Here is an 18582-nt window from a genome sequence, read left to right as displayed (position 1 = left end):
TCGATGACGATTCCGGTTTGGCTTCTGATCGCCCTGCCCCTGGCAGGCGCGGCAATACTTCTGCTGTCCGGCAGACGGTCCGACCCGTGGGGCCATCTGCTCGGCTGTGCGATGTCGCTCGCGTCGTTCGCGGTGGGCGCCGTGCTGTTCGCCGGGATGCTCGGCCGGGCCGGCGAAGAGCGCGTCGTGCACGAGAAGTTGTTCTCCTGGGTGCCGGTCGGCGGGCTGCACGTCGACTTCGGCCTGCAACTGGATCAACTTTCGATATGTTTCGTGCTGCTCATCACCGGTGTCGGCTCTTTGATCCACATCTACTCGGTCGGCTACATGGCCGAAGATCTCGACCGCCGTAGGTTTTTCGGCTATCTGAACCTGTTCCTGTCCGCCATGCTGCTGTTGGTACTCGCCGACAACTACCTGGGCCTGTACATGGGGTGGGAAGGCGTCGGCCTTGCGTCGTATCTGCTGATCGGGTTCTGGCAGCACAAGCCGTCGGCGGCCACCGCGGCCAAGAAGGCGTTCGTGGTCAACCGCGTCGGAGACATCGGCCTTGCGGTCGCGCTGATGGTGATGTTCGCCTACATCGGCTCGATCTCGTTCGAAGGTGTCTTCGCCGCCGCACCGGACCTGGGCGAGGGCACGCTCAACGTCATCGGCCTGCTACTGCTGCTCGCCGCGTGCGGCAAGTCGGCGCAGGTGCCGCTGCAGTCCTGGCTCGGTGATGCCATGGAGGGTCCGACCCCGGTCTCCGCGCTCATCCACGCCGCGACGATGGTGACCGCGGGCGTCTACCTGATCGTCCGGTCCGGACCGGTCTTCGACCTCGCTCCTGGCGCGCAGCTGGGCGTCGTCATCGTCGGTGCGGTCACCCTGTTGTTCGGTGCCATCATCGGTTGCGCCAAGGACGACATCAAGAAGGCGCTCGCGGCGTCCACGATGAGCCAGATCGGCTACATGGTGCTGGCCGCGGGCCTCGGCCCTGCCGGCTATGCGGTCGCGATCATGCACCTGCTCACCCACGGCTTCTTCAAGGCCGGGCTGTTCCTCGGCGCGGGCTCGGTCATGCACGCGATGAACGACGAGGTGAACATGCGGCACTACGGCGGCCTGCGCAAGCTGCTGCCGATCACCTTCGTCACCTTCGGGCTCGGCTACCTCGCGATCATCGGTGTGCCGCCGCTGGCGGGCTTCTTCTCCAAGGACGGGATCATCGAGGCCGCAATCGGTTCGGGCGGAGCCAAGGGCGCCATCCTGGGCGGGGCAGCGATCCTCGGTGCAGGCATCACCGCGTTCTACATGACCCGCGTGATGCTGATGACGTTCTTCGGCGAGGCGCGCTGGCAAGCCTCGGCGAGCGAAGCGACGGGAGAAATGACGGAGCCGCATCCGCACGAGTCGCCGAAGGTGATGACGTGGCCGATGATCGTGCTCGCGGTCGGGTCGGTGGTCTCCGGCGGTGCGCTGGCGATCGGCGGCACGCTGGAGCACTGGCTGGAACCGGTCGTGGGTGCACACGAGGCACACCATGTCGTGCCCGCATGGGTCGTCACCGTCGTCGTGCTGTCGGTCGTCGCGGTCGGCATCCTCGTCGCCTACCGGATGTACGCACAGAAGACGGTGCCCGACACCGCACCCGAGGAGGTGTCGGCGCTGACCGTGGCCGCCCGGAGAGATTTGTACGGTGACGCGATCAACGAGGCCCTGCTGATGAAGTCGGGTCAGGTCCTGACCAAGGATCTGGTCTGGGTCGACAACAAGGGGGTGGACGGCGCGACAGACCGGCTGGCCGCTCTTGTCGGGCGAATGTCGGACAGCCTGCGGCAGGTGCAGACCGGTTTCGCCCGGTCCTATGCCCTGTCGATGCTGGCGGGTGCGGCCCTCGTCGTCGCCGTGATCCTGGCGGTGCAACTGTGGTGACCTCAGTGCCCTGGCTGACGATCATGTGGGCGGTGCCGATGCTGGGCGCCGTGGCGGTGATGCTGATTCCCGCGACCGGTCGTGCACCGGCCAAATGGTTCGCGCTACTCGTCTCGGTTGTCGTGCTGGTGCTCGCGCTCGTCGTCGCCGTCGAGTTCGAGCCGTCGGGGCCGCAATACCAGTTCGTCGAGAACATGCCGTGGATACCGTCTTTCGGAACCGGCTACATCCTCGGAATCGACGGCATCGCGCTGGCGCTCATCGTGCTGACCGCGGTGCTGGTGCCGTTGCTGATCGTCGCGGGCTGGAACGACGCCGACGAGCAGGTCGGCCTGAGGGGCCGCTCCACGCACACCTATCTGGCGCTGACCCTCGCCGTCGAAGGCATGGTCGTGATCTCGCTCGTCTCGCTGGACGTGCTGCTGTTCTACGTCTTCTTCGAGGCCATGCTCATCCCGATGTACTTCCTGATCGGTGGATTCGGGGGCGCGCAGCGGTCCAAGGCGGCGGTGAAGTTCCTGCTGTACAACCTGTTCGGCGGGTTGATCATGCTGGCGGCTGTCATCGGCCTCTACGTGGTGACCGCCGGCAGCGATGCGTTCGAGGCAGGCACCTTCGATTTCCGCGCGATCGTCGCGGCGGTCTCCAACGGTGAGCTGGCCGTCAATCCGGCGATCCTCAACGCGCTGTTCCTCGGCTTCATGTTCGCGTTCGCCGTCAAGGCACCGCTGTGGCCGTTCCACCGCTGGCTGCCCGGCGCCGCCGTTGAGGCCACCCCGGCCAGCGCGGTGCTGATGATGGCCATCATGGACAAGGTCGGCACCTTCGGCATGTTGCGGTACTGCCTGCAGTTGTTCCCCGATGCGTCAGCATATTTCCGGCCTCTGATCATCACGCTGGCTGTGATCGGCATCGTCTACGGCGCGATACTGGCCATCGGCCAGACCGATGTGATGCGGCTGATCGCCTACACGTCCATCTCGCACTTCGGCTTCATCATCCTCGGCATCTTCGTGATGACCAGCCAGGGCCAGTCGGGCTCGACGCTGTACATGGTCAACCACGGGATCTCCACCGCCGCGCTCTTCCTGATCGCCGGATTCCTGGTGTCGCGCAGAGGAACTCGCCTGATCAGTGCCTACGGCGGCGTGCAGAGGGTGGCCCCGGTGCTGGCAGGTACGTTCCTGATTTCCGGGCTGGCGACGCTGTCACTTCCCGGCTTGGCGCCGTTCATCAGTGAATTCCTGGTGTTGATCGGGACATTCACCCGGTACCCGGTGCTGGCCGTGATCGCATCGGCCGCCCTGGTGCTCTCCGCGATCTACATCCTGTGGATGTACCAGCGGATGATGGGCGGTCCGGTCGCCGAAGACAACGCCCGGCTGCGAGACCTGATTCCCCGCGAGCTTGCGGTGGTTACCCCGTTGATCGCGCTGCTGCTGGTGCTCGGCGTGTACCCGAAAGTTGCTCTGGACGTGATCAATCCGGCTGTCAGCCACACGCTGACCACCATCGACCAACCCGACCCCGCGCCCAAACTGGCGGAAGGTCGCCCACGATGAACCTGCCAACCCCCAGCGTCGAGTACGGCCTGCTGTCGCCGATGCTGATCGTGATCGGAGCCGCAATCGCAGGCGTGCTGGTCGAGGCCTTCGTACCCCGCGGGCGGCGCTACATCGTGCAGGTGGTCATCAGCCTGGTCGGCCTGGCGGGCGCATTCGTCGCGGTGGTGCAGTTGGCCCGTGGGCTGCACGGCGCCGTCGGTCGGGTGGCCGTCATCGGAGCTGTCGCCGTCGACGCCCCGACCTTGTTCTTGCAGGCCACGATCCTGCTCGTCGGGGTTCTCGGCATCCTGCTCATCGCCGAGCGGCGCATCCCCGCCGAAGATGAGTCCGAGTCCGAACGCGCTGTGGGCGGGCTGGATTCGTTCACCCCGCAGGCCTCTGCGGTGGTCGGAAGTGTCGCCGAGAAGGTCGCGGTCAAGGCAGGCGTGATGCAGACCGAGGTGTTTCCGCTGACGCTGTTCGCCATCGCCGGGATGCTGTTGTTCCCTGCGGCTGACGACCTCCTTGCCATGTTCGTCGCGCTCGAGGTGTTGTCGCTGCCGCTGTATCTGATGTGCGGGCTGGCGCGTCGACGTCGATTGCTGTCGCAGGAAGCGGCGCTGAAGTACTTTCTGCTCGGGGCGTTCTCGTCGGCCTTCTTCCTGTACGGCGTGGCGATGCTATACGGGTATTCCGGCACGCTGAGCCTGGAGGGAATCGCCGACGCTATCCACGCCAACACGGGCAAGGCGTCACTGGCGTTGATCGGTGTCGGCCTAGTGCTCGTCGGCCTGCTCTTCAAGGTTGGCGCGGCACCGTTCCACTCCTGGATTCCCGACGTGTATCAGGGCGCGCCTACCCCGATCACGGCGTTCATGGCCGCGGCTACCAAGATCGCCGCGTTCGGCGCACTGCTGCGCATCTTCTATGTCGCCGTGCCCGAGATCCGCGCCGACTGGCGACCGGTGCTGTGGGCGATCGCGATCCTGACCATGGTGGTCGGCACCGTCACTGCGATCTCCCAGTCCGACGTCAAGCGGATGCTCGCCTACTCCGCGGTGGCACACACCGGGTTCATCCTGACCGGCGTGATCGCGCTCAACGAGTCCGGCCTTTCTGCGACGCTGTTCTACCTGTTCGCCTACGGGTTCAGCACGGTGGGCGCCTTTGCCGTCGTCGGATTGATCCGCGACAGGACGGGTCAGGAGGAGACCGCGCTGGCGCGTTGGGCGGGGCTTGGCCGGCGCTATCCCATTGTCGGCATTGTGTTTTCGCTGTTCCTGCTCGCCTTCGCGGGCATTCCGCTGACGAGCGGGTTCGTCAGCAAGTTCGCGGTGTTCAAGGCCGCCGGTGAGGGTGGCGCGATTCCGCTGGTGATCGTGGGTGTGGTCGCCAGCGCCGCCGCCGCGTACTTCTACGTCAGGGTCATCGTGCTGATGTTCTTCACCGACCCGCCGGACGACGCGCCGACCGTGGTGGTGCCAAGTGTCTTCACCACGGCCGTCATCACCGTCACCGCCGCCGTGACCTTCGCGCTCGGCGCCCTGCCGCAGCCCGTGCTCGACCTGACGAACATCTCCAATCAGTTCCTGCATTAGCGTGTTCCGATGACCTCGCAGCTCGTCCTGAGCGCCGATCACGGCGCCGTTCGGGTGCTGACGCTGAACCGGCCCGCCGCGCGAAACGCGCTGAGCCGCGACCTGATCCGGGCCGCGTACACGGCGCTGACCGAGGCCGACGCCGACGAGTCCGTGCGGGCAGTGGTGCTGACGGGAGCGGATCCCGCGTTCTGTGCGGGCGTGGATCTCAAGGAGGCGCAGCGCGACGGTCTCGGCTATTTCCGGGAGTTCCGGTCGCAGAGTTGCATCGCCGCGGTGGCGAAGATGCACACACCGATCATCGGGGCCATCAATGGTGCGACGTTCACCGGTGGACTCGAGATGGCGCTCGGCTGCGACTTTCTCATCGCGTCGGAGCGAGCCGTGTTCGCCGACACCCATGCCCGCGTCGGAATCCTGCCCGGCGGCGGGATGACGGCACGGCTCCCCCAGCTCGTCGGCCTCGGCATGGCCCGCCGACTGTCGATGACCGGCGAGGTCGTCGACGCCGCACGCGCCGAGAAGATCGGGCTGGTGACCGAGGTCGTCGCACACGACCGGCTGCTGGACCGCGCACTGGAGCTGGCCGGCCAGATCGCCGAGGTGCCGGGCCCAACCATGTTGGGGCTCAAGGACATGTACACCACCGGCGCCGCCTCGGTGATCGACCCGGCGTTGGCCGCCGAAGAGAAGATCGCCTTCGCCCAGTACCGCGACTTCGACGGGCTTGGCGACCGGTTCCGCGACGTGTCCGAACGCAACAAGCGACAGATCGGGTCGACGGAATAGCCTGCCACCGGTCGCGGTTGTTGCACCAATGACATCCTTGACGGGTAAGACAGCGCTGGTCACCGGCGCTTCACGAGGCATAGGGCGAGCGATCGCACTGCGATTGGCGAGCGACGGCGCGGCGGTCGCCGTTCACTATGGAAGCAACGAGACGGCCGCGGCCGCCACCGTCGCCGACATCCAAGCCGCAGGCGGGCAGGCATTTCCGGTCCGTGCCGAGCTCGGTGTCGACGGAGACGTCGACGAGCTGTTCGACGGGCTGGAGCGCGGCCTCGCGGGCAGGCCCCTCGACATTCTCGTCAACAACGCAGCGATCTCCACCTTCGACGCCACCATCGAGGCGACGCGCGAACAGTTCGACCGAGAGTTCGCGATCAACGTCCGTGCGCCCTTCTTCATCACCCAGCGGGCGCTACCACTGATCCGCGACGGCGGCCGCATCATCAACATCTCTTCGGGTGTCACGTGGTTCGCCACCCCTCAGATCGTGTACTCGATGACCAAGGGCGCTCTCAACGTGATGGGCCGCACGCTGGCACTCGCTGTCGGCGAACGGGGAATCACCGTCAACAACGTATCGCCGGGCGTCACCGATACCGACATGAACTCATGGCTGCACGACAGCCCGGAGGGGTCGGAGGCGGTCAAGGAGATCGTTGCGCTGAAGCGCATCGGGGAGGCAGCCGAGATCGCCGATGCCGTCGCATTTTTCGCCGCCGACGACAGCCGATGGGTGACCGGGCAGACCCTCGACGTCAACGGCGGTCTGTGGCTGGGCCGCCCGGTGCTGCAGTGAGGCTCAGCTCTTTCTCTTGAGGATGAACTCGACCGAGCGGTGACCCTCGAGCCCGGGCAGCGGCGGCAGCGTCGTCCGGTCGACTTGGATCTGCGCCTGCTCCACAACCGGCACGTCGGGGTTGTACGCCGACAGGTAGACGTCATGCGCGGCGAGCGACGCCACCGCGGCGTCGATGAAGTCGTCGACGATCTCGCCGTGGGTGCCGTGCGGGCCGTGCTCGAAGAACCAACGCGGTTTGGTCGGCAGCGAGTCATAGGCCGCCGCAACGGCTAACGAGAACTCGATGTGGTCGCGCTGATTCGGCGCGCCAGGCGCCCACTCAGGACCGCTGTAGAGGGTGATCACCACGTCGGGCGACAGTTCGGTGATCGTCTCGGCGATTTTGGCCTGCAGCTCAGGCGAGTTGAAGATCTGGCTGTCCGGAAAATCCCAAAACTCCACATCCTCGACACCCACGATGGCCGATGACCGCAGCTGCTCGCGCTGACGCAGCGGGCCGCACTCCTCCGGCGACATCCCGGGGATGCCGACCTCGCCGCGGCACGCCAGCGCGTAGTGCACGCGTTTGCCTTGCGACGTCCACTTGGCGACGGCAGCCGCGCAGCCGTACTCGGTGTCGTCAGGATGGGGAACCAGGACCAGCGCGGTGTGCCAGTCAGTGGGGAACGGCTGATGGACCACGGTGTCAGGCAATCACACCGTTGGCGACAATGGCAGTCGTCTGGTCGACCCAGTCGTCGTCGAGTTCCTCGTCGGGCCACAACAGCAGCCTCAGCATGGTGGCGCCGCCGATCACCTCGATCAGGCGCCGTGGGTCGACGTCGGCATGCACGTCGCCGCGGCGCGCCGCGTCAGCCAACCGAACCCGCACGGCCGAGAACACGTCGGTGAAGCGCTCCATCACCCTGGCGTTCAGTTCGGCGTCGGCGGTCATGTCGGCGATCAGACCCGGCAACGCGGCGCGCACCACCGGGCTGGTGAACACGTTCCCCGTTGCGGCGATCATCGCGCGCACGTCGGCCCGGAAGTCACCGGCCGGCGTCTCGATGGCCGTCGGCGCCGCGGGGAACGCGGCCTCGTGAACCAGCTCGGCCTTGCTGGACCAGCGGCGGTACAACGCGGTCTTGGTAGTGCCCGCCCGTTCGGCGACGGCAGCCATGGTCAGGTTCGAATAGCCGATTTCCACAAGCAGATCCGCGGTCGCGCGCAATATGGCAGCGTCGATACGCGGGTCCCTTGGCCGGCCGGCCGCGGGGCTGGCCTTGTCAATCGAGGTCGGGTCTGCTTTCATAACGCTACCCACCGTATCGTAATTAGGCCGGAGGAAGAACCTTGGCTACAGAACCGGCTGTCGAAGACGTCGGCCGACTTCAGCGCTCCGCACGAGACATCAGCTCGCTTCCCGGCGTGATGTCGCAGTGGCTGTCCACGGTGATGCCCGGGGCTACTCGGCTGCAGGTGACCGTGGAGAGCGGCGTCGACTCCAACGGGATGTCCTCGGAGACAATCATCCTGACCGGGCGCTGGGACGCCGACGGCGAAGCGCACGAGGAGAAGTGGGTGGCGCGTGTCGCGCCCGCGGAAGCCGATGTGCCGGTGTTCTCCTCCTACCGGATGGACCACCAGTTCGACGTGATCCGGCTGGTCGGAGAAATGACCGACGTCCCGGTCCCGCGGGTGCGGTGGCTGGAGCCGACGGGCGCCGTGCTCGGCACCCAGTTCTTCCTGATGGACTACGTTTCGGGCGTCGTCCCGCCCGACGTGATGCCCTACACGTTCGGCGACAACTGGTTCGCCGACTCCCCCGCGGAGTCGCAGCGCGAACTGCAGGACATCACCGTCGACGTGCTGGCGAAGCTTCACGCGATTCCCGACGCCGAGGACACCTTCGGGTTCCTGGTCGACGCCGATGAGCCAAACGCGTTGCGGCGCAACCTCGACTGGCTCAAGGCGTGGTATCAGTTCGCAGTCCCCGACATCGGCAGCTCTGCGCTTGTCGAGCAGGCGCTCGATTGGCTCGAAGCGCACTGGCCCGAGGATGTCGCGGCCACTGCGCCGGTACTCGTCTGGGGAGATTCCCGGGTGGGAAACGTGCTCTACGAGGACTACAAGCCTGTCGCCGTACTGGACTGGGAGATGGCGACGCTCGGGCCTCGTGAGATGGATGTCGCGTGGATGGTGTTCGCGCACATGGTCTTTCAGGAGCTTGCGGGTCTGGCGGGGATGCCGGGTCTACCCGACTTCATGCGCGAGGACGACGTGAAGGCCACCTACGCCGACAAGACCGGTGTCGAACTGGGCGACCTGAACTGGTTCTACATCTACTCGGGGGTGATCTGGTGTTGCGTGTTCATGCGGACCAGTGCCCGTCGCGTCCGGTTCGGCGAAATCGAGAAGCCGGACGACGTCGAGACGCTTTTCTATCACGGCGCGCTGCTGCGGCGACTAATCGGAGGAGAAGCCTGATGCTCGGCCCCATGGATGAATTTCCGGTACACCAGATCCCGCAGCCCATCGCGTGGCCGGGTAGCTCCGACCGAAACTTCTACGACCGGTCCTACTACAACGCGCATGACCGCACCGGCGACATCTTTTTGATCACCGGCATCGGGTACTACCCGAACCTGGGTGTGAAGGACGCATTCGTGCTCGTACGTCGTCGGAGCCGCGCCGGCGACGACATCGAACCGAGGAACGAGCAGACAGCAGTGCACCTTTCGGACGCCATCGACCAGGATCGGCTCAACCAGAACGTACTGGGCTATCGCGTCGAGGTCACCGAACCGCTGCACCGGCTCCGGATCGTGATGGACGAGACCGAGGGCATCGCCGCCGACCTGACGTGGAACGGGTTGTTCGACGTCGTGCAGGAGCAGCGACACATTCTGCGGGCAGGCACCCGGATCACGTTGGACGCGCAGCGGTTCGCCCAAGTGGGTTCGTGGAGCGGCCAGGTCGTCATCGACGGCGAGGAGATCACCGTCGACCCGGCGACCTGGATCGGCACTCGCGACCGGTCGTGGGGTATCCGGCCCATCGGCGAGGCCGAACCGGCCGGGCGGCCCGCGGACCCGCCGTTCGAGGGCATGTGGTGGCTGTACGTGCCGATGGCGTTCGACGAGTTCTCGATAGTGCTCATCATCCAGGAGGAGCCGAGCGGTTTCCGGTCACTGAACGACTGCACACGGGTGTGGAAGGACGGCCGCGTCGAGCAACTGGGCTGGCCGCGAGTGAAGATCCACTACACGTCGGGCACCCGGATACCCACGGGTGCGACGATCGACGCCACCGCCGCCGACGGCACACCCGTGCACTTCGACGTGGAATCGAAACTGCCTGTGCCGATCCACGTCGGCGGCGGCTACGGCGGCGACTCGGACTGGATCCACGGTGTGTGGAAGGGCGATAAGTTCACCGAGCGGCTCACCTACGACATGACCGACCCTGCGATCATCGGGCGGGCCGGCTTCGGCGTCATCGACCACGTCGGACGTGCGGTGTGCACCGAGGGCAACGGAACGCCCGCGGAAGGCTGGGGGCTCTTCGAGCACGGCGCGCTGGGCCGTCACGACCCGTCGGGCTTCGCGGACTGGCTGACGGTGGCGGACTAGCTCGATTGGACCCAGCCGTCACACTGGAAACACCGAGCAACGTTCAGTAGGGATCTACTCGCACTTTCTCTGCAAAACGTCGATCGTTGAGTCACCTGAGGAGTGAGATCGAGATTTTGCAGGTCACCCTGTAGACGCGGGCGCTGCAAGGCCGGGGTCAGGCGACCGCGAACAGCGCCGTGCCCGCGACGGCCTCGACGATGAAGTAGAACCAGTTCGGGTAGAACGGCGACCGCGCATCGACCAGCGCGGACGCGATGCGGCCCAACGCCATTCCGGCGAGCGCAACCCCGACAGTGATCAGGATGCCCTTCTGCACGTCACCCCCGCGGAAACCCGCGTAGCCCAACACGGCAGCGATTGCCAGCCCGAAGCCGCCGTAGACGGCCCTCACCTCGGACCGGGCCACCGGCGACTCCAGCGCGATCCCGAACGGCCGGACCAGCGCGCGTGGTGCGGCCAGCGCGTAGATCCCCATGCCGAGGAAGAACACCGCGATCGCGATGGTGACCGCGAACTCGACTGCCACGGGCTACGCCGACTGCGCCGACTCGGCGTCGACGCGACCGAACACCATCGACTCCTCGATACGGTCGAAGCGGTGATCGATCGCGTCCAGCACGTAGTTGTGTCGCACGTTCCACGGCCGGTGCGTTCCGGACTTCGGCAACGCGTGCGCGGCCCGCTGCACGTAGCCCGCGTTGATGTTCCAGGCCGGCTTCTCCGGCATCGGGACATCACCGAGATGCGGGTAAGCATGCGTATAGCCGTGAGAACTCATGTACGCCAGAAGTTTTGCGAAGGCGCGCGCCGTCAGGTCGGCACGCAGAGTCCATGACGCATTGATGTAACCAACACACCACGCCGCGTTCGGAACATCCTCGAGCAGGTGCTCCTTATAGACGAAGCGATCCTGCGGCTTTACCTCGGCCCCGTCGATACTCAATGCGACACCGCCGAGGGCCTGCAACTGAATGCCAGTCGCGGTGACGATCACGTCGGCATCGACTCGCTCTCCGGAACCCAGTACGACACCGGTCGCGTCGACGTGGTCAACCTTGTCGGTCACCACGTCCACCCGGCCGTCGCCGATCGCCTCGTAGAAGTCGTTGTCGAGGATGAGGCACAGCCGCTGATCCCATGGGTCGTAGCGCGGCTTGAAGTGGACGTCAACTGGATATCCTTCGGGCAGAGCTTTTTTCGCGGTGCCGCGGATGTAGCGCCTGCTGACCTTCGGGGCCTTGCGGGCGATGGCGTATATCAAGACGGTGACGATCTTTCCGTACAGCCTGGCCGCCGCGTTCGCGGCGCGCAGCGGAAGCACCTTTCGGAGGAACGTCAACAGCGGGTTGATGCGTGGCATCGACAACAGGTAGCTCGGTGAGCGCTGCAGCATCGTGACGTGGCGGGCCTTCTCGGTCAGCGACGGAATCATGCTGACCGCCGTCGCGCCGCTTCCAATGACCAGCACATTCTTGCCGGCGTAATCCAGAGATTCCGGCCACTGCTGCGGATGCACGACGGGGCCTGAGAAGTCTTGCAGCCCAGGGAAATCCGGCCGGTAGGGCTCGTCGTAGTTGTAGTAGCCGGTGCCGAAGAACAGGAATCGCCCACGATACGCCGTCGGCTCGCCGTCGACCTCGGTCTGCACCGTCCAGGTGTCGGTGGTCGAATCCCAATCCGCCGACAGGACGCGGGTGTTGAACCGGATGTGCTCCTCGATGCCGTGTTTGCGCGCGGTCTGGGTCAGATAATCTCGGATCAGATCGCCCCCGGCGACGTATTCTGGGCGAGTCCACGGCTCGTAGGGATAGCTCAACGTGAAGATGTCACTGTCCGAGCGGATGCCGGGATAGCGATTGAGGTCCCACGTGCCGCCGATCCGCCCACGCCGCTCGAGAACCCGGTAAGACAGCTTCGGGTTCTTTTCGTGGATTCGGTAGGCCGCGCCGATCCCGGAGATTCCCGCGCCGATGATGAGAACGTCGGAAAATTCGGGCTCGGCCATGGCTACCACGATATGTGGTCAGTCGCCGAGTGCGTCAACGATCTCGCCCAATGCCTCCGGCGCCACCGGACCCGGCTGATACAGGCAGATCCGGTCGGAGATACCGTCCGCCCGGTCCCGAATATGGGCCGCCACCTCGGCCGGGCTTCCGCAGGCCGCGATCGTGTGCAACACGTCGTCGTCGATGAGCGTGCCCATCTCCTGCCACCGGCCCTGCTTGGACAACGCATTGAGCTCCGGCTGCAGGTCGCCCCAACCGTGGATCTCGAGCACCGGACGGTAGGCGGGCGTCGAGCCGTAGAAGCCGAGCAGCCTGCGCGCGGCGGTATGGTCGTCGCCGACCGACACGATGATCTCGGGGATGACAGCGAAGTCGTCGGAAGCTCCCCCTGCTCCTCGCGTGCGCAGCGACCTACCCGCAGCGGCAAGGCCTTCGCGCACCGCGGGCATCGTCACCTCGTGCAGAAACCGCTTGTTCCCGAAGGGCATCACGAGCAGGCCGTCGGCGTGCTCGGCCGTCGCACGGGTCAGCCGCGGGCCCAGCGCACCGACGTAGATGGGCGGCGGCCCGTAGGGGTTCTCGCCGGGGCTGAATGTCGGTGTCATCAGCGTGTGGCGGTAGTACTCGCCGCGGAAGTCGAGCCGATCGCCGGTCTCCCAGGCTCGGAAAATCGCCCGCAGCGCCGCGATCAGCTCGGTCATTCTGGCCACCGGCTTGTCGAAGTCGGCGCCGAACCGCTTCTCGATCTGTGTGCGGATCTGGGTGCCAAGGCCGAGCGCAAATCGGCCCTCACTGAGCAGCTGGTGGTCGATCGCCTGGTGGGCGAGATGAATTGGATTGCGGGGAAAGGCAATTGCCACGTTGGTCATCAGGTCCAGACCGCCGACGGTCGACGCCAGGGTGAGCGGCGCAAACACGTCGTTGGTCCCCTCGAAGGTGAAAACCCCGCTGGCACCCGCTTCGCGGTAGGCCCGCGCCTGCTCGATCGCATTGGTGGGCCCGAACAGCGCTGTCATCACCCTCACGGCGTGAGAGCCTAGTCGCGTGACAAAAACCGACGTCGTCATCGTGGGGGCCGGGTTCGCCGGCCTGACCGCTGCGCGCGACCTGGTCCGGCTCGGGTACGACGTCCTCGTGCTGGAGGGCCGCGACCGGGTTGGCGGCCGGTCGTCGACCACGACGATCGCAGGCACGCCGGTCGACCTCGGTGGAACGTTCGTCGGCCCGACCCAGGACGCCGTCGCCGAACTCGCCCGCGAGCTCGGCTGCGAGACGGTGCCTACCCACAGCCGCGGCAAGAACCTGATCAAATGGCGCGGACGGGTGCGCGCGTATCGCAGCACCATCCCGCGGCTGTCGATGCTCGAACTGTTCGACGTCTCCCGGATCCAGTGGCGCTTCGAGCGGATCTGCCGTCGGATATCGGTGGCCGAGCCGTGGAAGGCGCCCCACGCGGACAGCCTCGACAACCAGACGCTCGACCGGTGGTTGCGATCGCTTCATGCAGGCGCGTCGACGCGCGACCTGATGGCGATCATGTCGAGGGTCACCTGGGGCTGCGAACCGGACCAGGTCTCGATGCTGCACGCCGTGAGGTACGTCAAGGCGGCAGGCGGGATCGGACGGATGCTTGACGTGCAGGGCGGCGCGCAGCAGGACCGCTTCCCCGGCGGCACGCAGCAGATTGCGCTGCGACTGGCCGACGAGTTGGGTGAGCGCGTCCGGCGCGGCGCGATCGTCAGGCGCATCGAGCGGCACGCCGACGGCACCATCACCGTCGGCGCCGACGGAGGCGACGTCACCGCCAAGGCGGTGATCGTGGCTATCCCGCCCGCTCACCGCGGTGCCATCGACTTCTCCCCCGACCTGCCAGCCGAATACAACAAGCTCACACAGCACTGGCCACAGGGAAACCTGAGCAAGGCCTACGCGGCATACGAGACTCCGTTCTGGCGAGCGAACGGATGTAGCGGCGAGGCGCTCTCCGACGAGGGCCCGGTCTTCATCACGTTCGACGTCAGCCCCGGTGACGACGGCCCCGGCATCCTATTTGGCTTCACCGACGCGCGAACGTTCGATTCGCTGCCGCCAGACCAGCGCCGCGAGCGCGCGCTGGCGGGGTTCGCCGACCTGTTCGGCGACGAGGCGTTGCAGCCGATCGACTACGTCGACCACTGTTGGGGCGCTGAGGATTTCGCACCCGGCGGGCCGACCGCGGCGGTACCTCCGGGTTCCTGGACGACCTACGGGCCGTGGCTACGCAAGCCCGTGGACGCGATTTTCTGGGCGGGCACCGAAACCGCCGACCAATGGACCGGTTTCCTCGACGGGGCCGTCCGGTCGGGGCGTCGGGCGGCCGCCGAGGTACACGCCGAACTGTCGGGCTAGCTGGTGGCGCGCTCCGGCTGGCTGACCGACTCGGCGAGCCGGCGCAGATGCGCGTTCACCTCATCGGGGTGCTCGAGGATCGCGCAGTGCCCACCGGGCAGCTCGACGAACTGCGCGAGGTTCGGCGCCATCCTTGCGATGTGTCGCGAGGACACCATCGGAAGCAGCCGATCCTTCTGGCTGCCGATCACCAGGGTCGGCACCGCAAGGTTCTGCAGGCCGATGTGCTTGTTCGTGCCCAGCGAGTCGACCAGTTTGCGGGCCCAGCCCCCGCGCCCCGCGGGCGGTGTCTCGGTGAACAACTCGTAGATGAACTCGGCAATCGCAGGATCCGCGTCGCGTCCAACGGCCATCATCTGCACGAAGCGCTTGCTCGGCCGGTCCACGCCCCGCAGCAGAGGCGTCGCCCCGAAGTTCCTCAACAGCACCTCGGCGGTGCGCACCCTGGCGTCGGTGAGGGTCGGCGGTACGGGCGCCAGCTTGACGTGCCGCAGCAGGTCGCCAGTCGTGGTGTTGATCAGCGCGACGCCGTCGGCACGCTCGGTCACCCGGCGCGGATACCGCTCCGACCATGAGCTGATCGCGATGCCGCCCATGGAATGTCCTGCGATGACGGCACGTTCGCCGCGTTTGAGCGTCGCGTCCAGAACGGCGTCGAGGTCGGCGGCCAGGAAGTTGAGGCCGTAGTTCGCGCGCCGCGTCGGCAGGCCGCTGCGGCCGTGGCCGCGGTGGTCGTAGGCGATCACCCGGTAGTCACGGGCCAGGTCGCCGATCTGGTAGGCCCACACGCGGAGGGCGCAGGTGATGCCGTGGGCCAGCACGATCGGGTAGCCGTCGTCGGGGCCGAAAACCTCGACGTGCAGGGCGGTGCCGTCGCCGGCGCGGACCGTCATCGGGCGCGACGGCGGCAGTGCATCGGCCGCGGCGAACCGCCGCACCTTGCGCTTGACCTGCTGACCTCTTGGCATAGCTGGCAGATACTACCGTCAGCCGCCCGAAGCCCCGTTCACCCGAGGTTGTTAAATTCAGCCGATGCGCGCTATTCACATTCCTCGCCTCGACGGTCCGGCAGCGGCGGAGCTCGTCGAGTTGGACGAACCCACCGACGACAGCGCGGTGATCGTCGAGGTCCACGCGGCCGGCGTGGCGTTTCCCGACGCCCTGCAATCCCGCGGGCTCTATCAGTACAAGGCCGAACTTCCGTTCGTGCCGGGCGCCGAGATCGCCGGCGTGGTGCGCAGCGCGCCGTCCGACTGCGGTTTCGCGAAGGGCGACCGCGTGGCCGGCCTGACGATGCTCAACGGGGGCATGGCCGAAGTCGTTGCGCTGCAACCGGACAGGGTGTTCAAACTGCCCGACAACGTGTCCTTCGAGGCCGGTGCGGGTCTGCTGTTCAACGACCTGACCATGCATCACGCGCTGCGCACCCGCGGCAGGCTCGCTGACGGCGAGACCGTGCTGGTGCACGGTGCGGCGGGCGGCATCGGAACATCGACGCTGCGGCTGGCCCCCGCATGGGGTGCGGCGCGGACCATCGCGGTCGTCGGCTCTGAGGACAAGATCGAAATCGCCAGGGCGGCGGGCGCATCCGACGTTGTGCTGGCCGCCGGCTTCAAGGATGCGGTCAAGGAGCTGACGAACGGGCGTGGCGTCGACATCGTCGTCGACCCCGTCGGCGGGGACCGGTTCACCGACTCTTTGCGCTCGTTGGCGCCGGGCGGCCGCTTGCTGGTCATCGGTTTCACCGGCGGCGACATACCTACGGTGAAGGTGAACCGCCTGCTGCTCAACAACGTCGACGCGGTCGGCGTCGGCTGGGGCGCGTGGGCGGGCACTCACCCGAACTACCTCCGCGAGCAGTGGAACGAGCTGGAACCGCTGCTGGCGTCGCGCAAAGTGTCCGCACCGCAACCGGAGGTCTATCCGCTCGAACGCGCGGCCGACGCGATCGCATCACTGGAAAACCGGACCGCCAAGGGCAAGGTCGTGGTCACACTCCGTTGAGGCTGTTTCGACGACGCCGCCCCGTCCCAGTCACATGCTTCGACGGGGCGACCGGCGCATGGGCGGACATCGGGGCCGAAGAATCGGTCGACTGCGACGAGTTGACGGTGAGCACATACAACATCTGGAACGACGACAAGAAGGCCCATGCGCGCTACTCGGCCATCGCCGATCTGTTGTCCGGCCGCACGCCGGACATCATGGTGTTTCAGGAAGTCACCGAAGGTGCGCTCGACGTACTCCTGTCTCAGCAATGGATACGCAACGGATATTCGCGGGCCGCGGTCGCCGGCGGTCGCGTCGGTGATTACGGAATGCTGTTGCTGTCGCGGCTGCCGATTGCACGTGTCGTCCATACGCGTCTGCCTACGCGGCAATCGCGGGGATTCCTGAAGGCCGAATTGGCCATCAACGGCGGCCGATTGGTGGTCTGCTGCATCCATCTGGACAGCGGGAAGTCATCGTCATGGCTGCGCGGCTGGCAGTTGCGCAGGATATTCGGTGCGCTGAAGACGGCGGAAGATGCTGTGGTGCTTGGTGATTTCAACATGCGCGATGACGAGAACTCACGCATCGCCGCCCCGTACCGCGATGTGTGGCCCGTCCTGCGGCCAGGCGAGGATGGCTTCACCGAAGACACGTCGATCAACCTGATGCGTTACGACATGAAGGACAAGCATCGGCACGTCCGCTTTGACCGCGTGCTGCTCAAGAGTCGGCGGTGGACTGCCACAAAGATCGAATTACTGGGCACCGAGCCGATCGCCGCCGGTCTGCCAAGGGTGTTCCCGTCCGACCACTTCGGCCTGGAATGTCGGCTTACAAACCGTAATCCATAGGCGCGCCCTGCGGACCGACGGCCGACTTGTCGGCCACCGCAGTGGCGACAACGGCGCCGTTTTGGCGGGTGCCGACGACCATTACTTCATCGTTGACGGTGAATGATGCTGCAGGGCTGCCACTTTGACCAGTCTCGGTGATCGCGGTGGTGTTCGGAGTGATCGCGTAGGTGCTGGTCGACCCGTCGGCGCTCTGCGTCGTCAGCGACTCGGGTGTGACTACGATCAACCGGCCCTGCTGAGTCAGCGGTTGCTGCGGCTGGGCAGCAGGCGACGTGGTGTTCGCGGCCGGCGACGCTTCTGGCGATACCAATTCGACGATCGCGGCGGCCAGCACGCTGGACACGCCCACCGATGCGGCCATCGAACCGACTACGAGGTTGGACCTCGATACCTTCGCGCGATGCTTTCCACTCATAAGCCTTTCCCCGCTCGGCAGTGTCCGTCGTTGCACAAGGGGTTACCAGGGCCGGCCGTGGCGAAACACATGTATTTATTACGGCGTGCCTAGTTGCGCGAAACCGTCACAAATAGGGGTCTGACCAGGCGCTGATGATGCGGGCCGCGCGAGCCGCCTGATTCTTGCCCGTCAACAGGTGGTCGGCGCCTTCCAGCGAAACGAAGCTGCGGGGGTGGCGGGCGGTGCGGAAGATCTCGCTGGCGTTGGCGATGCCGACGGTGTTGTCGGTGGGCGAATGCATGACAAGCAGCGCGCGGTGCAGGGTACGGATCTGCTCGCGCAGGTCGGCGTCGCGGACGTCCTCGATGAAGTGTCGCTTGAGCGTCAGCGCCTTACCCCCGACCGGGAACGGCGCCTCGCCCTCGGCCTCGATCCGCGCCACCAGCGCGTCGTAGTTGCGTTCGACGTGGCCGGGGTCGTACGGCGCCCCGATGCTCGCCACCGCCGCGACGGTCGGACAGTCATGGGCGGCGGCGATCACCGCCGATCCCCCGAACGAATGCCCGACGAGCAGGTGCACTTCACGGCCCGAGTCGTTCATGAACTCCACAGCCCGTGCCGTGTCGGCCACCTTGTGGGAGAACGACCCGTCGCCCCAGTCGCCGTCGGAGTCACCCAGCCCGA

Annotated in this window: 18 protein-coding genes; 10 read left to right on the top strand and 8 right to left on the bottom strand. The window is 66.2% G+C overall.

The genetic code is table 11. The features are described 5' to 3' along the window. Positions 1-3: 3 nt before the first annotated feature. From nuoL to QOJ24_RS06390, 5 genes are read left to right on the top strand one after another with little or no spacing between them, the layout of a single operon-like run. A complete protein-coding gene (gene nuoL, locus QOJ24_RS06410) occupies positions 4-1917 on the top strand; it encodes an NADH-quinone oxidoreductase subunit L (protein WP_526260149.1) in 1914 nt (637 codons plus the stop codon). Next, positions 1911-3479 carry an NADH-quinone oxidoreductase subunit M gene (locus tag QOJ24_RS06405; RefSeq protein WP_526260148.1) on the top strand — a complete coding sequence of 523 codons (1569 nt, stop codon included), beginning with the start codon at positions 1911-1913 and terminating at the stop codon, positions 3477-3479. The genes nuoL and QOJ24_RS06405 overlap by 7 nt, the downstream gene beginning before the upstream one ends. Then, a complete protein-coding gene (nuoN, locus tag QOJ24_RS06400; protein ID WP_526260147.1) occupies positions 3476-5059 on the top strand; it encodes an NADH-quinone oxidoreductase subunit NuoN in 1584 nt (527 codons plus the stop codon). The genes QOJ24_RS06405 and nuoN overlap by 4 nt, the downstream gene beginning before the upstream one ends. Before the next feature lie 9 nt (positions 5060-5068). Further along, a complete protein-coding gene (locus QOJ24_RS06395; protein WP_526260146.1) occupies positions 5069-5848 on the top strand; it encodes an enoyl-CoA hydratase in 780 nt (259 codons plus the stop codon). Between the two features lie 28 nt (positions 5849-5876). Further along, on the top strand, positions 5877-6644 hold the full coding sequence (locus tag QOJ24_RS06390; RefSeq protein ID WP_526260145.1) for an SDR family NAD(P)-dependent oxidoreductase: 768 nt from the start codon (positions 5877-5879) through the stop codon (positions 6642-6644). Between the two features lie 3 nt (positions 6645-6647). Here the strand turns inward: QOJ24_RS06390 and QOJ24_RS06385 are convergent, their stop codons facing one another. Both QOJ24_RS06385 and QOJ24_RS06380 read right to left on the bottom strand, forming a co-directional pair. Further along, a complete protein-coding gene (locus QOJ24_RS06385; RefSeq protein WP_526260144.1) occupies positions 6648-7340 on the bottom strand; it encodes a PIG-L deacetylase family protein in 693 nt (230 codons plus the stop codon). Beyond that, the gene (locus QOJ24_RS06380) at positions 7333-7938 is read right to left on the bottom strand and encodes a TetR/AcrR family transcriptional regulator C-terminal ligand-binding domain-containing protein (protein WP_526260143.1); all 606 of its coding nucleotides are present in this window, start codon (positions 7936-7938) and stop codon (positions 7333-7335) included. Before QOJ24_RS06380 ends, QOJ24_RS06385 begins: the two co-directional genes overlap by 8 nt. A 41-nt stretch (positions 7939-7979) precedes the next feature. Here QOJ24_RS06380 and QOJ24_RS06375 point away from each other — a divergent pair, with 41 nt between their 5' ends. Further along, a complete protein-coding gene (locus QOJ24_RS06375) occupies positions 7980-9113 on the top strand; it encodes a phosphotransferase family protein (protein WP_526260142.1) in 1134 nt (377 codons plus the stop codon). Further along, positions 9113-10258 (top strand): Rv3169 family protein, encoded by a 1146-nt coding sequence (locus QOJ24_RS06370; protein WP_526260141.1) that lies wholly within the window; start codon positions 9113-9115, stop codon positions 10256-10258. Before QOJ24_RS06375 ends, QOJ24_RS06370 begins: the two co-directional genes overlap by 1 nt. Before the next feature lie 157 nt (positions 10259-10415). Here the strand turns inward: QOJ24_RS06370 and QOJ24_RS06365 are convergent, their stop codons facing one another. The 3 genes from QOJ24_RS06365 to QOJ24_RS06355 are packed head-to-tail and all read right to left on the bottom strand — an operon-like array spanning position 10416 to position 13283. After that, positions 10416-10787 (bottom strand): DUF4345 family protein, encoded by a 372-nt coding sequence (locus tag QOJ24_RS06365; protein ID WP_526260140.1) that lies wholly within the window; start codon positions 10785-10787, stop codon positions 10416-10418. A gap of 3 nt (positions 10788-10790) precedes the next feature. Then, complete coding sequence (locus tag QOJ24_RS06360; protein WP_526260139.1) at positions 10791-12266, bottom strand: flavin-containing monooxygenase; 1476 nt, start codon at positions 12264-12266, stop codon at positions 10791-10793. Between the two features lie 18 nt (positions 12267-12284). Continuing rightward, positions 12285-13283: a TIGR03617 family F420-dependent LLM class oxidoreductase gene (locus QOJ24_RS06355; protein ID WP_526260182.1), complete on the bottom strand. Its 999-nt coding sequence runs from the start codon at positions 13281-13283 to the stop codon at positions 12285-12287. Between the two features lie 28 nt (positions 13284-13311). On the opposite strand from QOJ24_RS06355, the gene QOJ24_RS06350 reads away from it, so the two are divergent. Beyond that, positions 13312-14655 carry a flavin monoamine oxidase family protein gene (locus tag QOJ24_RS06350; RefSeq protein ID WP_526260138.1) on the top strand — a complete coding sequence of 448 codons (1344 nt, stop codon included), beginning with the start codon at positions 13312-13314 and terminating at the stop codon, positions 14653-14655. Here QOJ24_RS06350 and QOJ24_RS06345 read toward each other — a convergent pair. After that, a complete protein-coding gene (locus QOJ24_RS06345; protein ID WP_526260137.1) occupies positions 14652-15623 on the bottom strand; it encodes an alpha/beta fold hydrolase in 972 nt (323 codons plus the stop codon). The genes QOJ24_RS06350 and QOJ24_RS06345 overlap by 4 nt on opposite strands. Positions 15624-15687: 64 nt before the next feature. Here QOJ24_RS06345 and QOJ24_RS06340 point away from each other — a divergent pair, with 64 nt between their 5' ends. Continuing rightward, the gene (locus tag QOJ24_RS06340; RefSeq protein WP_526260136.1) at positions 15688-16659 is read left to right on the top strand and encodes an NADPH:quinone oxidoreductase family protein; all 972 of its coding nucleotides are present in this window, start codon (positions 15688-15690) and stop codon (positions 16657-16659) included. Positions 16660-16766: 107 nt separating this feature from the next. After that, on the top strand, positions 16767-17498 hold the full coding sequence (locus tag QOJ24_RS06335) for an endonuclease/exonuclease/phosphatase family protein (protein WP_526260135.1): 732 nt from the start codon (positions 16767-16769) through the stop codon (positions 17496-17498). On the opposite strand, the gene QOJ24_RS06330 is transcribed toward QOJ24_RS06335, so the two are convergent. Both QOJ24_RS06330 and QOJ24_RS06325 read right to left on the bottom strand, forming a co-directional pair. Further along, a complete protein-coding gene (locus tag QOJ24_RS06330) occupies positions 17479-17862 on the bottom strand; it encodes a hypothetical protein (protein ID WP_526260134.1) in 384 nt (127 codons plus the stop codon). The two genes, QOJ24_RS06335 and QOJ24_RS06330, sit on opposite strands and share 20 nt — an antisense overlap. A 160-nt stretch (positions 17863-18022) precedes the next feature. After that, positions 18023-18582, bottom strand: a 560-nt coding sequence (locus QOJ24_RS06325; RefSeq protein ID WP_526260133.1) for an alpha/beta fold hydrolase, incomplete at its 5' end; no start/stop codon positions are given.

The sequence above is a fragment of the Mycobacterium sp. genome (genome assembly GCF_032159775.1).
GTDB lineage: Bacteria > Actinomycetota > Actinomycetes > Mycobacteriales > Mycobacteriaceae > Mycobacterium.
The sequence above is the reverse complement of the archived record's forward strand: the minus strand, read 5'-3'. Positions and strand labels throughout refer to the sequence as shown.

What these genes read in the sequence shown, in the direction of transcription:
- nuoL (WP_526260149.1), top strand. Translation starts at nt 4, where the DNA reads ATGACGATTCCGGTTTGGCTTCTGATCGCCCTGCCCCTGGCAGGCGCG.
- nuoN (WP_526260147.1), top strand. Translation starts at nt 3,476, where the DNA reads ATGAACCTGCCAACCCCCAGCGTCGAGTACGGCCTGCTGTCGCCGATG.
- QOJ24_RS06395 (WP_526260146.1), top strand. Translation starts at nt 5,069, where the DNA reads ATGACCTCGCAGCTCGTCCTGAGCGCCGATCACGGCGCCGTTCGGGTG.
- QOJ24_RS06390 (WP_526260145.1), top strand. Translation starts at nt 5,877, where the DNA reads ATGACATCCTTGACGGGTAAGACAGCGCTGGTCACCGGCGCTTCACGA.
- QOJ24_RS06380 (WP_526260143.1), bottom strand. Translation starts at nt 7,938, where the DNA reads ATGAAAGCAGACCCGACCTCGATTGACAAGGCCAGCCCCGCGGCCGGC.
- QOJ24_RS06370 (WP_526260141.1), top strand. Translation starts at nt 9,113, where the DNA reads ATGCTCGGCCCCATGGATGAATTTCCGGTACACCAGATCCCGCAGCCC.
- QOJ24_RS06360 (WP_526260139.1), bottom strand. Translation starts at nt 12,266, where the DNA reads ATGGCCGAGCCCGAATTTTCCGACGTTCTCATCATCGGCGCGGGAATC.
- QOJ24_RS06355 (WP_526260182.1), bottom strand. Translation starts at nt 13,283, where the DNA reads ATGACAGCGCTGTTCGGGCCCACCAATGCGATCGAGCAGGCGCGGGCC.
- QOJ24_RS06345 (WP_526260137.1), bottom strand. Translation starts at nt 15,623, where the DNA reads ATGCCAAGAGGTCAGCAGGTCAAGCGCAAGGTGCGGCGGTTCGCCGCG.
- QOJ24_RS06340 (WP_526260136.1), top strand. Translation starts at nt 15,688, where the DNA reads ATGCGCGCTATTCACATTCCTCGCCTCGACGGTCCGGCAGCGGCGGAG.
- QOJ24_RS06330 (WP_526260134.1), bottom strand. Translation starts at nt 17,862, where the DNA reads ATGGCCGCATCGGTGGGCGTGTCCAGCGTGCTGGCCGCCGCGATCGTC.